The sequence below is a fragment of the Paenibacillus ginsengarvi genome, from assembly GCF_003626695.1.
Classification (GTDB): domain Bacteria; phylum Bacillota; class Bacilli; order Paenibacillales; family NBRC-103111; genus Paenibacillus_AB; species Paenibacillus_AB ginsengarvi.
This window is the reverse complement of the sequence record NZ_RBAH01000015.1, coordinates 161,575-174,559: the sequence shown is the minus strand read 5'-3', so window position 1 is coordinate 174,559 and position 12,985 is coordinate 161,575. Positions and strand designations below refer to the sequence as shown.

Below are 12,985 nucleotides of genomic sequence, written 5' to 3'. Positions count from 1 at the left end.
CTCCCTTCATCGAATTACAATCAGAGTATAAATGAAAACGCATTCGCAACGTAGGCCGATCTATTGCAACTGATCGCCTATATAAGACATTATCTCATCAGTCGACGAGGGGGTCCCTGCAACTTGAACGATAACAGCCACTGCACCGTTATTCCGATCGCAAGCGGCGGGTTCTTGCGCGTGGAAGCGTTAGCCCCGCATGCGCTGCGGGTCCGGATGCGAACGACGAACGACTTTCCGGAATCCGCGCTGGAACGATACGGCATTATCCGCTGCCGGCCCAATGCCGATATGGTCGCGTATGACGACGGTTCCCGCATCGCGCTGCGCACCGCCGAGGCGGAACTACGGGTCGATGCGGCGAACGGGACGTTTGTCTTGCTCCGCGCCTCCGGCGAACTGCTGACCCGGCATGCCGCGCCTTCCCGCTACGAAGCGGGACAAGGGTTTGCCGTTCATTTCACGCTGGCCGACGGGGAAAGATGGTACGGGTTCGGGGACGAAACGAGGGAGCGTATCGAGCATCGCGGACATCGCACCAGCATGTGGGTGGAGAACGTGAAGCGCTACGCTCCCGTTCCGTTCCTGATGAGCAGCAGAGGCTGGGGACTTGCGATCAACACGACGTGGAAGCACGAAATCGACATCGGCTGCACTCAGCCCGACCGGTTGACGTTCGAAGGAGCGAACGGGGAGCTGGATTACTTCGTATTTGTCGGCGACAGTCCGAAGCAGCTGCTGGACCGCTACACGAACGTTGCCGGCAAGCCAGCGCTGCTGCCCAGGTGGGCGTACGGACTGACCTATGTGTGCCACGAACTGGTGAACGCCCGCGAAATGATGGACGACGCCCTTAACTTTCGCCGTGAAGGCATTCCGTGCGATATGATCGGGCTGGAGCCGGGGTGGATGGAAAAACCGAACGACTGGTCGACGAGCAAAAACTGGCACCCGGAACGGTTTCGGGTTCCCCCGTTCTCGAATGAATCGGAAACATTCATCGGTGCGCTGGACAAGCTCGGCTTTAAGCTGAGTCTGTTGCTGAGCTGCGTCCATGACTTGAGTGTATACGAAGAGCAGCAACTGGCTGGCTCCACCCCGCACTCCACCGCGCTAACGCCTGAGACGGAATACGAGGAGCCCTGGTACGAGCATCTGCGAAAATTTGTCGATCAGGGCGTCGCCGCGTTCAAGTTGAGCGGATCGTGGCAATCGATTCCGCAGCCCGGCCGCCGATGGAGCAACGGCATGGACGATGAAGAAATGCATAACCTGTATCCGCTTCTGCTTGCCAAGCAAATGCATGTCGGGTTCCGGGAACAGACCGGACTCAGGCCGATGATTTACACGTTGTCCGGCTTTACCGGCATGCAGCAATACGCCGCAACATGGGCCGGCAGCTCCGGCAAGGGGGCGGCGCTAGTTTCCATGTTGAACCACGGCATGTCCGGCCATGTTCATACGACCGCCGATATGGATGTTTCCACTCCCGAGACCATTCATTTCGGATTTTTGCAGCCCTGGTCGCAGATAAACAGTTGGGCGTATTGGCGTCATCCGTGTCTGCTGGAGCACGATCTGCTGCAAACGTTCAAAGCGTACGCCAAGCTGCGCTACCGGCTGCTGCCGTATATTTATTCGGCGGCGCACGAGGCTGCCCGCACCGGCATGCCGATCATACGGGCGATGCCGCTCGCGTTTCCCGACGATCCGCGTGCGGACGGACTACTGAACCAATACATGCTAGGGGAGTTTTTCCTGGTCGCCGCTTTTACCGAAACCGTATATTTGCCGGAAGGAGAATGGATCGATTACTGGACCGGAATCCGGCAGACTGGACCGGCGGAGCTCGACTATAACGCGCCGGCGCCGGCGGGCGGGCCGTTGTTCGTGCGGGCAGGGGCGATTTTTCCCACTTGGCCGGAAGTGACCCATATCGGAACGAAGCAGCCGGAAACGATCGGCCTGCATCTATATCCTTACGGGGTAAGCAACTACACGCTCATCGAGGATGATGGGACAACTTACGGATATTTGGAGGGCAATGTCGCGGAGACGTCAGTAAACTGCCGGGCGACGGAGAAATGGATGCGGATCGTCGTCGGTCGACGGACAGGGCGGTACGAAGGGATGCCGGCTAAGCGCCGATACGAGATGTTTCTGCACGTGACAGCGAAGCCGCTGCAGGTCGCCGTCGACGGGCACATGATCGAGGAAGTCGGACAGCCGCCGCGTAGCGGCTTAACGGATGCCGGTTGGCATTTCGACCGCTCGACGTGGCTCGTCCGCCTGAATGCGGAGGAAAAGGCGGACAAACCGGAAGACCTGACGATCGAAGTTTTATTTGACGCAACGTTGCGCCGGAAATCGGCGGGAGCCTGCCTGGGCGGCCAAGCGGCGGAACGTGTGGGCCAGGAACCGAAAGCGGCAGAGTTTTCCGGCCTGATACGTCCCGCCTCCCCCCCGCCAAATCGCGGGGCGGACGACCCGGGGTCGATGATGTCACCGATCCAAGCGGGTGCGCTATGGGAAGCCGAGCTGGAGATAGGTTTGGAAACCGGAGATCCGGCCAAAGCGTTCACGGCTTTGGAGCAATGGTGGGTTGAACGGATGGAGAGTCAATCGGACACCGGAGAAGCGCGCGTTAACCTGCTCGTATTGTACGGACTATTCGTACAGGTCTGCAACCGCCAAGGCTGGACGCTGCAGACGGTGCTCGGCGGAGACTACGATGCTTTCCGCAACGTGCAGGCTCTGTCCGGGAGCGAGCAAGCGTACGGCCTGATGCGGGGAACCGTCCAGCGCTTCGTTGACTACCGGCGGTATTCCAAGAAGGTCGACATTCATCCGCTGATCAAACAAGTGTACGACATTGTCGAGAAAGAGCCGGGCGGCGAGCTGTCGCTGCAAACGTTGGCCGAACGGCTGCACGTCAATTCGTCCCATCTAAGCCGGCTGTTCAAGCGGGAGATCGGCCAGCCGCTCAACGATTACGTGCTGTCCCGCAAAATGGAACGGGCCAAAACGCTGCTGATCGCCGGAGGCACCGTCTCGGAGACGGCCGCTCTGCTCGGCTACAAGGATACGAGCCATTACATTCGCGTGTTTCGCAAATATTGGGGCGTGACTCCCGGCGAGCTGAAACATTGACCGCGGCCGCAAGCCGCATAGCGACAAAAGCACCGCAACCTTCCCGAGGGAAGAACGCGGTGCTTTTACTTTTAAGCTGCAAGGCGAATCAAGAGCCCGTTATTCGCGGCATCGGCATCGGCTCTTTGCCAAGCTCGGCCCAGGCGTACCGGAGCAGCAGCTCGGTTTTCAGCGTGGAAGCTTCCGGCTCGTCCCACAAATTGCGCAGCTCGTGGGGGTCTTCCTGCAGATCGAACAGTTCTCCGTACGTCCGATTGTAATAAACGGTCAGCTTATACCGCTCGTTTACATACGTCTTCTGGTGGATCGTGGTTGGCTCGTGCCTGAATTCGCAGATCGCATGGTCGCGCGCCGCGGCCTCCTCCCCAAGCCAAACCTTGCTCTGGTCCACACCGGTCATGGCATAGGGCACCCGAATACCGCACAGCGACAAAAACGTCGGGGCCAGATCAACGAGCGATTGAATCGCCCCCGACCGGGCTCCGGCCGGCACCTGTCCCGGATAACGCACGATAAACGGCAGCTTGATCAGATCCTCGTAATGGAAGCCGCCCTTGTACTGCAAGCCGTGCTGCCCGTAAAAATGACCGTGGTCGGTCGTGAACACGACGATCGTATTGTCCGCCAGCCCAAGCTGCTCCAGCTTGTCCAGGATGGAGCCGATATATTTGTCCATCAGGCTGACCATCGCGTAGTAGGTAGCGACGAGCTGCTTCCGCTCCCCTTCGGGCAGCAGATGGGAGCGGTAGCCGTGAATGCCGAATCCGGTTTCCTTCCACTCGCTGAAATCCGGCTTGGCCTGCTGGGTCATCCCGAAGTGCGGAGGGTTGCGGTCATGCTCCCCTGGCACGATGGCCGGAATCGTCAGCTTGTCGGGATCATACATCGTATCCCACGGCTCGGGCACCAGATAATCCGGATGCGGGTCGAAAAAGCTCGACCAGAGGAAAAACGGCTCGTCGTTTTCCTTATACTGCTCGAGCAGCGCGTTTGATCGCTCGGCGATCCACGTGTTGTAATGGTACTGCTCCGGGATGTCCCACTTGTGCAGAGCCGGCTTCATTGTGCCGGTCGGGGCGAGGAAATAATCCCGCCAGTTGGCGCAGCCCTTCTCCTCCATCCACAGCGCATAATGCTGGCCGACGAGATACTCGTTCGTATGATTGCGCGCCAGCTCCACATGATCGAAGCCGTAGAAAGGACCGTGAAACGTCCGCCAGTAATCGAGATCTTGCAAAATGCCCATCGATTCGAGCGAAGAGTATTCGTCCGTGCTACGCGTGGGCTGAAAATGCGCCTTGCCGATGAGAGCCGTGCGATAACCAGCTTCCTGAAAGTCTTCGCCGACCGTATGACGATCTTCGAGCAGCTTCGTCCCCAGCGTCCAGGCTCCATGCTGGCTCGGATACATGCCGGTTATAATCGAAGCGCGCGTAGGCGTACAGGTCGGATTCGGACAATAGGCGCGGGTGAACATCGTCCCTTCCGCAGCCAGCCGGTCCAAATTCGGCGTTTGCAGCTCCGGGTTGATCGCTCCTAGCGTATTCCAGTGCTGTTGATCGCTTGTAATCAGCAAAATGTTAGGTTTTCTCATAGTAGTCCATTCCCTCCGATTGATCGGACTGATAGCAGATCGTTGCCTTCTACTTTACTGTAGCCGCACTTCCGCGAGAAGGGAATATCCAAATGTGTTTGGCCAAATGTCGGGTCATGCCGATGGTTCGGCAATCCCCCGTCGCCGGCTTACAAGCCGTCCTTCATCAGACTTAAAATCCGCTGCGACGGCATCACGCCGAGCTCCGCGAACCGCTCGGCAATCTCCCCGTAAACGGAGCGCAGATGAGCCGCGTTCCCGCTTTGCGCCATATCCGTAAGCAGCTTCTCGTAATAGTCTTCGGAGTAGGGCTCGAGCCGGATCAGCTTGCGCCAGATCGCCTCGCGCTCCGCGCCCCCGGACTTTGCGGCGGCCTGTTCGATCAGGCGCAAATAGTCCTGCCGCAGCTCCGACCGAATCGCCGCAGCCCATCCGTAATCTTCCTCCTCCAAGTAGTCGCCCCGGTACAGCTCCAGCAGCCTGCCGACAAGTCCCGGCTCGAATGCTTGCATATACGCGCGGAGCTGCTCCGCATCGCTGGTCACGAACTCGGTCCGCATCGCGTATCGCTCGTCCGTAAACGAGATCGCATCGGGAAAGCCTTGCTTCCGCAGCATGCTTCGCAAATAATACATGCTTGTATGCAGCAGCGTCTGGGCCCGGTTCGCTTCCGTATCCGGCCACAAATCCTCGAGGATGCGAAACCGGTGAACCGGGGCTCCGCCGGCCTGCCACAAATACACGAACAATTCCTTCGCCTTTTTCGTTCGCCAGGAGAGCAGCCGCTCCTCTTTATCGAACAGCTCCAGGCTTCCGAGCACGCGCAGCTTCAAGCGGTCGGCTTCGCCCGGAGCCTCCGCCCGCTCGGTATGCGCGACCGCCGCGGCAAGCTCGTCCTTCATCCGCTGCTTCTTATACCTTTGCAGCGATGTTGTGACCCGATCCTTGGACAGCGGCTTCAGCAGGTAGTCCAGCGCCTCCACGTCAAATGCGTCGAGCGCATACTGCTGGTAAGCCGAGACGAATACAATTTTCAGCTCCGGCTCGAACAAACGGATCTTCTTCGCGGCGGCGATTCCGTTCATCCCCGGCATCTCGATATCGAGAAAGACGAGATCCACATTTAATTCCGGCACTCTATGTAACGCTTCGGCAGCGTTCAAAAACTTTCCTACAACGTCGACCCCGCCTATTTCCCCCAGCAATATTTCCAGCAGGTCCAGGGCGAGATATTCATCGTCTATCAGTACGGCTCTGATCATCGGTTTCCTCCGGTAATGTGATCTTGACCCGAGTTCCTTTATCCGCTTCACTCTCGATCGCCAGCTTTCGGCCGAGTACCATCTCCAGCCGGCGGTTCACGTTGCCGATCCCTACTCCGCCCGCGGGCGAGGTGCCGGCAGTCAGCTCGGCAAGCGTAGCCTCGTCGATGCCAACTCCGTCGTCTTCCACGCATATTTCCGTCTCGCCGCCTATCCGGCGGATGCTCAGCCGCACCTTACCGCCGGTCAGCTTCGGGCCGATCCCGTGCTGGACCGCGTTTTCGACCAACGGCTGGATCGTCAGCGGAGGAATGAGGAGCGTCAGCGTGTCATCCAGCTCGAACTCCACCTCCAGCCGTTCCCCGAACCGGAGCTGTTCGATGGCGACGTACGCCTTCACAACCTCCAGCTCGCGCTCGATCGGGATTAGCCGGTCCCGGTAGGCGAACGTAAATTTGGCGCGCAAGTAAGTCGTCAGGTGAAGCAGCGTTTCCCGCAGCATGTCGATATTTTTGTAGCTGAGGCTCATGATCGCATTCAAGCTGTTGTACAAAAAATGCGGCGTAATTTGCGCCTGCAAAAAGTCCAGCTCCTTGCGCGCCGCCCGCTCCACGGATCGTTTCATCGCAAGCAGCGACTGAATGCGCGCCTTCAGCTCCGCCGGCTCGAACGGTTTCTGGACGATGTCGTTCGCTCCGGCCTGGAAGGAGGAGACGATATCCCCGGTTTGTCCGGAGGCGGTGAGCATCAGCACCGGCATTTCGAAAACGGTCCAGGTGCGGCGAATGCTCCGGCATACGTCGACGCCGGACATTTGCGGCATCATCAGATCGAGCAGCACGATATCCGGCCTCGGCTCGCGGATCAGCTCGACAAGCGCCTCTTCGCCGCTGCGAACCGCCTTGTAGGCGTAACCCAGCGACACGGCCACATCGATTAGCACTTTCAGATTCGTAATCTCATCGTCCACAAGCAGCACTGTCGCCTCCGCCTCGGCACCGCTGCCCGGCAAGCCGAACATGGCGGACTCTTCACCTGCCGCCGCAACCGGTGGCAGGTCCGTCTCCGCCGCCCCGGCCGCCGCGCCCGCAATCGGCAGCGTAAACGTGAACCGCGAGCCTTTGCCGACCTCGGAATGGACCTCCAGGCTCCCTTCCTGCAATTCGATCAACTGCTTCGTAATGCTCAGGCCGAGCCCGATACCGTCCGGCGAGCGTCCGGAAGACGGCTCCGCCTGCTCGTAAGGAAGAAACAGCCGTTCCAGATCCCCCGGCGGGATGCCGCAGCCCGTATCGACAACCGTTATCGCCAGCCGGTCATGCCGCTGCTCCGCCTCAACGCAGACTGTTCCCTGCTCCGTATATTTCAGAGCGTTCTCGAGCAGATTGTGCAGCACTTGCCGCAGCCGGTTCTCGTCGGCCCGTACGAGCGGCAAGTCGCGCGGGAGGCTGGTCGTAACGGCGATGTTTTTGTTGGAATAAAAGACGAGCAGCACGTCCAGAACGAAGCGGACCGTCAGCCGGACGTCAACCGGCGCCAGATGCAGATGCAGCCGACCCGCCTTGATTTGCGACATATCCATAATATCGTGTACGAGACTGGCCATTCGTCTGCCGATCCGGTTCAGCAGCTCGACATTCATCCGATGCTTCCGGCCAAGCTCCGTTTCCCGGTCGTCAAGCATCGTTTGCGACAAATTGATAACGCCGTGGAGCGGCGTCCGCAGCTCGTGCGATGTTTTGGCCAGAAATTCGTCCTTGAGCCGGTCATATTCGAGCAGTTGCCGGGACAGTCGTTCCCGTTCTCGGTACGTTTGCAGCGAACGCAGCGAAGTCAGAAACGCTTGCGAGAACACGAGCAGCACGGGCGTTGCGGCCACGGGAAGCGGTGGATCGACGGAAAACACCGTATGGTAATGGCCGACGAGCAGATTGACGACGAGAAACAAGACGCCAAGTCCGACGTAAACCGTGCCGGGCACCCGGTTTCGCCAAGCTCGGTACAGCGCCTCGACAATTTGCAGCAGCATGGCGAATTGCATCGCCGTGCTAGGCAATAACGCATAGGCTAGAACAGAGTTCGGCACGACGACAATAACCGCCAGACAGGCGATAAGACTCCAGCGCAGCCAGCGATGGGACGGCCGCTCCGCTTCTCCGAGAAACAGGAAGACGTACCGGCCGAAAAAAAACGTCAACAGCAAGGAGAACACGTAGAGCATCTTCTGCAGTATGTTGAACGGAATGGGGGGAAACAGCGTAGCGCTGAGCATCTCGTTGTCCATCGAGAAGAACAGCCCGGTTAACAAGCAAAACAAGCTTAGAGGGACCAAATACCGCTCCTGCCGCCATATCCGGAACATACCGGCAAAATACAGACCGAACGTAAACAAAACGGAAACGAGCACCATATCCGTCATTCTGGCTACATCGCGCTTCGCCGACACCTCGCGCGCGAAGCCGAATTCAGGCGTCTGCACGAGCCCTCCGTTCCAGAACACGAAGTTGGATACTTGAATGACTATCTCGGCCGTGCCCGCATCCAGGCTGACCGTCCCGGTAAACGGATAATTGCTGGCAACAAACTGCTCTTGGCTCAAAGCGGGAGTCCCGCCGCCTCCCAGATCGACCCCGTTAATGAAAACATGGCTGGCAAGCCGTATTTTTTTGGCGCGCAAGCTGTACACATCCGGCCGATCCACCTGAACGAGCAGGCGATACGTCCCGCTTCCGTAACCGACGAAACGCCCGCTGCTGTGGACGAAGCTGTTCCAGTTGCCGGGAACGCGGACGAGCTGACGAGATGCCGCAATCTCCGGATGATCGCGAAAATCCGCCGGACGAAGCAAAACGCCGTCGTAAAATTCCCACTCGCCGGCAAGCGGAATCGTGCCTTTCATCGGATCGAGCCACGGGCTAGCGTCCAGATAGCCGGCTTTCGCCTGCGGTCCGTCGTAGGACGGAAACAACACCCGGTACCCTTCCACTCCGATGACGAGCAGGTAGGTAACAAGACCGACGAGCAAAATAGAGATTCGTATGTTCATAGATTCCATCCAGGATCATGAAGTAGGCAAAACAGACTTGGCTAGTTTCATTATATAGGTTCCGGCCCGATAATGCCTAACATTCTCCTTCATTTCGACTTGCATTCTCTTCTTTTTTCGCTAGTGTTATCCCGGCTGTACTTATTGACTCCAAACTTTGCCATAGGATAACATGAATGAGATAGATCTTAATAGTTCATAAGGACTACGGCCATCCAGGCCAGGGCAATCGCTTTAGGGGGAACGAAGGAGGGATCACAATGTCCAGAATATTGCTGGTTGAGGACAATGAAATGAATCGGGACATGCTCAGCCGCCGTCTGATCCGCAAAGGTTACGAGGTGATCGAAGCGATCGACGGCCGCGAAGGCGTCGAATTAGCGGAGCGGGAACGTCCCGATCTGATTTTGATGGATATGAGCTTGCCGGAAATCGACGGCTGGGAAGCGACGAGGCAGATCAAAAGCTCGCCCTCCCTGCGCCATATCCCGATTATAGCGCTGACCGCGCATGCCATGTCGAACGACAAGGAACGCGCCCTGCAAGCGGGCTGCGACGATTTCGACACGAAGCCAGTCGACTGGAGCCGGCTGCAGGACAAAATGCAGGCGCTGCTCGGGTAGGGCAAGCTTTTGAAACCAGGCTTGGACTGGGCACGTCAAACCGGAAATCGGCAACGCAAAAAGGCGGGCTATCGTCCGCCTTTTCCCTCTATATCAACCCAATTTACTCCAGTCTACTTTCTATGGGCAAAGCGCCCCTGCACCTTGAACCTCTTGCTCCGTGCCCGACTCGTGCGAGCGGTAGATCGCTGCGACGACCTCAGCTATGCTCTGGCCGTATGCCCCGGATATCCCCGGTTCACACCCGCGCTCGATCGCATTCAGCAAGTCATCCCATTGTGCGTGAAATGCACCCGGCTCGCCTTCCAGCTCAACCGGCTCTAACGACTTCCTCATCTTGTCGCCGATCCACAGCTTATGACTGCCCTCCAGCTTCAATTGGCCGTCCGTGAACAGCAGATCCATTTCGTTTATCATCACGTTATGGTAACCGCTGAGCGCAACATTTGCAGTAATGCCGGATTCGGTCTGCATAAGCAGATTCGCGCTCCCTTCCACATCTCCCCAAAAAATCGACGAGCAGCCTTGCCTCCTCCTTGTGTTCGGAGCTGCCGTTAATCCCCGCCCCCAGCGTAATCAGCAGCGTCCTCGGGCTGTCCATATAAGGGACCGGCGAAATATCGTATTCGATCTCCGCCTCGTTCCAGCTGTTCAAGCCCATATAGGTGTTCAGCGTCATGGACAGCTTCCCTTCCATAAACATCCGGTTTATATCGTCGTTGTTCTCCGATAAATAGAGCGGAACCGCCTTCCGGTTATGCAAAATGTCTTTGCACAGCTTAAGGCCGTCCAGCAGCCGGGAGCTGCGGCTGCGCAGGAATTCTTCCCCGCTCTCCTCGAACCGTTCGCGGCTCTGGATGAGAAACAGCGGCCACCTGTACAACGATTGAATGTGGAAGGCAAATCCGTATCGCCCTCTGCCGTCGTACAGCAGCTCCGCATGGCGGATTAGGTCGTTCCAGGTCCAGCTGCCGTTCGGCTCCGCCAATCCGCTTTCCCGGAAATGAGCCTTGTTGTAGCAGAGCACGAGCGGCGACAGGACGATCGGCTGCAGCAGACGCCGGCCCTCCACGCTGAAATGCTTCGTAAACTGCGGATACCATTCGTCATCTTCTGATAAAGGCTCCAGCAAATGGGTCAAACGGTTCTCCGACAGCTGTTGAAACTGAACGTTATCCAGCAATACCAGATCCCCTGCCAGCGTACGCTCCGACAGATCCGTTCCGGGTATCGGGCTGATCATAGACAGAAACTCCACCTGGATCCACGGATAGAACGCTGAAATTGTTCGACCAGCCCCGCTAGTTTTCAAATTTCGCAGCGTTACGTTTTCGCAGGCTATGGTCAGCTTGACTTGCGGGCGGGTTGCTACGACGCGATTGCCTACGCCCGCAATTTTCTCGATCCATCCTTCCTGCACGAGCTGCTCAAGCCCGAGTCGGATCGAGTAATTGCTCAGGCCGAATCGCGCTTCCAGTGATTTCTCGGGCGGCAGGAAGCTTCCGGCAGCCCACTTCCCCGCGATCATCTCGTCGTGAAGTGCCTTCGCGGTCTGCTCGATCTGTTGCTCGAATTGTTCTTTCGACGGTCTTCTTCTCATGTGGATAACACCTCTGCCTGAATTTCGTACGACCCGATTCCGAGGAATACCGGCTGCTATCACCCCGTTTCCGCTCGAGTTTCCCAGCCCGCTTTCCAACTCATAAAATAATTCATTTATGAGTCACAACCCGATCGGGACCAAACACCCTGCAAACATTCCCCTTTCAATACGCAAGGCATCGGCACCTCCGCCTCGCCGTCCCGCAGTCAGACATCGGCGGTAGTTCGGCGGCGGCTTAGCGGAACTCCGGGTTCCGTTATCGCCGCTTCGCAGGTAGCTGGCGTCGGTTTAGAGGAAGTCCCGCTTCCTTTATTGGCACATGTCCCCTGATTCACTCGAGCGAACGCATTTCGCCTTAAGGTTTAATAAGTTTTAATAAGCTTCACCTTTTCTTGCGAATGCAAAAAAGCCGCGATGATAACGCGGCTTCTGCTGCTCACTCGATCTAGATAAGCTCCCCGGCTGCATTCGGGATGCGCCTTCTTCTTCCGCTAACGTTTTTCGCCTGCTCGGCGGAACGTATCGTTCGGCGGAATGTGCACAGGCTGGCCGGTTTCCGCCGACCTAGCGGCGGCGATGGCGATGGCCGCGCTGTCTCGGGCTCCCCAGATACCCGGCATGGCCGGCCGGCCCTTTTTCACCAGCTCGATGAATTGCCGCACGATCGCCGTGTCCCCGCCCCCGTGTCCGCCTAATCGGCGTTCGGGATAGTACGTCTCCGCTTCCCCGGAATGCCGCTTCGTCACCGTAATTCGAAAGTCCTGCTCGTTGTTGTAAAATCCGGTGATTTTCCCCATCGTCCCCGTGAACATGAATTCCCGCGAATATTCGGGGGTAAAGTGGCATTCCATGTATGAGATCCGGGCGCCATTATCGTAGTCGATCAGAACGAGAGCATTGTCATGCGTATCGATCTCCTCGGCATAAACGCACAGGTCGTTTTTCAGCCTCACGCCGCCGTAATCCATCTCCAGCCCTTTCTTGTTATCGACATAGTAGGCGCATGTGGCCGCCACGTCGCACGAACGGCATCGTTTGTCGTTCGGGGCGCTGCCTCCGAAGACGTCCAGCCCGCCGGAGCTGTATACCTTGACTGGCGATGCGTCGACAAGCCAATTCGCCAAATCGAGCGAATGCGTCCCTTTTTCGAGAATCAGACTGGTGACAACCTCCTTGCGCCGCTGAGGACCGTGGTAATAATAGTCCCCGCCTACGGAGACGTTGTCGATGACCGTTCCGATGACGATATCGCCTACAGCCCCGGAGGAAACGATCCGCTTCATATCCTCCATCAGCGAGCAGTACCGCAGCTCGAGCCCTACCATGAACACGCGCCCGGCCGCAAGCGCCGCTTCCGCCATCCGGTCGCAGTCTTCGATCGAAGGCGCCATCGGCTTCTCGAGGTACACGTGCTTGCCCGCCCGGAAGGAGGCGAGCGTATGCTCAGCGTGCGCTTGATCGCTGCTGCAAATAACGACCGCATCCAGTCCCGGCAGCGCCAAAAATTGCTCGAGCGAAGTTGTAGCGGGCAGATCGCCCAGCTCCTCGCGCGCGAAGTCCAGGCTGGCCGTACTGATGTCGCACAGCCCCACGAGTTTGCAATCGGGATGTTTGCCGAAATATTTGCCCGCGAAATAAACGCCGCGTTTCCCTGTACCCAGTATACCAATTCCGATTTTGTCCGGTTTCATTTTCGATCGCCGCCTA

Annotated in this window: 8 protein-coding genes; 2 read left to right on the top strand and 6 right to left on the bottom strand. The window is 57.9% G+C overall.

The window, feature by feature from the left end:
• Positions 1-123: 123 nt before the first annotated feature.
• On the top strand, positions 124-3,150 hold the full coding sequence (locus D7M11_RS20535) for a TIM-barrel domain-containing protein (protein WP_120749120.1): 3,027 nt from the start codon (positions 124-126) through the stop codon (positions 3,148-3,150).
• An 88-nt stretch (positions 3,151-3,238) separates the two neighbouring features.
• On the opposite strand, the gene D7M11_RS20530 is transcribed toward D7M11_RS20535, so the two are convergent.
• The 3 genes from D7M11_RS20530 to D7M11_RS20520 all read right to left on the bottom strand — a co-directional run bounded on the left by D7M11_RS20530 (position 3,239) and on the right by D7M11_RS20520 (position 9,052).
• Positions 3,239-4,744: a sulfatase family protein gene (locus D7M11_RS20530; RefSeq protein ID WP_120749119.1), complete on the bottom strand. Its 1,506-nt coding sequence runs from the start codon at positions 4,742-4,744 to the stop codon at positions 3,239-3,241.
• 149 nt (positions 4,745-4,893) lie between these two features.
• Entirely contained in the window at positions 4,894-6,006 is a 1,113-nt protein-coding gene (locus D7M11_RS20525) for a response regulator (protein WP_120749118.1), read from the bottom strand.
• Positions 5,978-9,052: an ATP-binding protein gene (locus tag D7M11_RS20520; protein WP_158606750.1), complete on the bottom strand. Its 3,075-nt coding sequence runs from the start codon at positions 9,050-9,052 to the stop codon at positions 5,978-5,980. The genes D7M11_RS20525 and D7M11_RS20520 overlap by 29 nt, the downstream gene beginning before the upstream one ends.
• Before the next feature lie 260 nt (positions 9,053-9,312).
• Here D7M11_RS20520 and D7M11_RS20515 point away from each other — a divergent pair, with 260 nt between their 5' ends.
• On the top strand, positions 9,313-9,675 hold the full coding sequence (locus tag D7M11_RS20515; protein ID WP_120749116.1) for a response regulator: 363 nt from the start codon (positions 9,313-9,315) through the stop codon (positions 9,673-9,675).
• A gap of 120 nt (positions 9,676-9,795) precedes the next feature.
• Here the strand turns inward: D7M11_RS20515 and D7M11_RS20510 are convergent, their stop codons facing one another.
• The 3 genes from D7M11_RS20510 to D7M11_RS20500 form a co-directional block, all read right to left on the bottom strand.
• The gene (locus tag D7M11_RS20510; RefSeq protein ID WP_120749115.1) at positions 9,796-10,095 is read right to left on the bottom strand and encodes a Gfo/Idh/MocA family oxidoreductase; all 300 of its coding nucleotides are present in this window, start codon (positions 10,093-10,095) and stop codon (positions 9,796-9,798) included.
• A 1-nt stretch (position 10,096) separates the two neighbouring features.
• Complete coding sequence (locus D7M11_RS20505) at positions 10,097-11,275, bottom strand: extracellular solute-binding protein (protein ID WP_120749114.1); 1,179 nt, start codon at positions 11,273-11,275, stop codon at positions 10,097-10,099.
• Positions 11,276-11,769: 494 nt separating this feature from the next.
• Complete coding sequence (locus D7M11_RS20500; RefSeq protein WP_158606749.1) at positions 11,770-12,969, bottom strand: Gfo/Idh/MocA family protein; 1,200 nt, start codon at positions 12,967-12,969, stop codon at positions 11,770-11,772.
• Positions 12,970-12,985 lie beyond the last annotated feature (16 nt).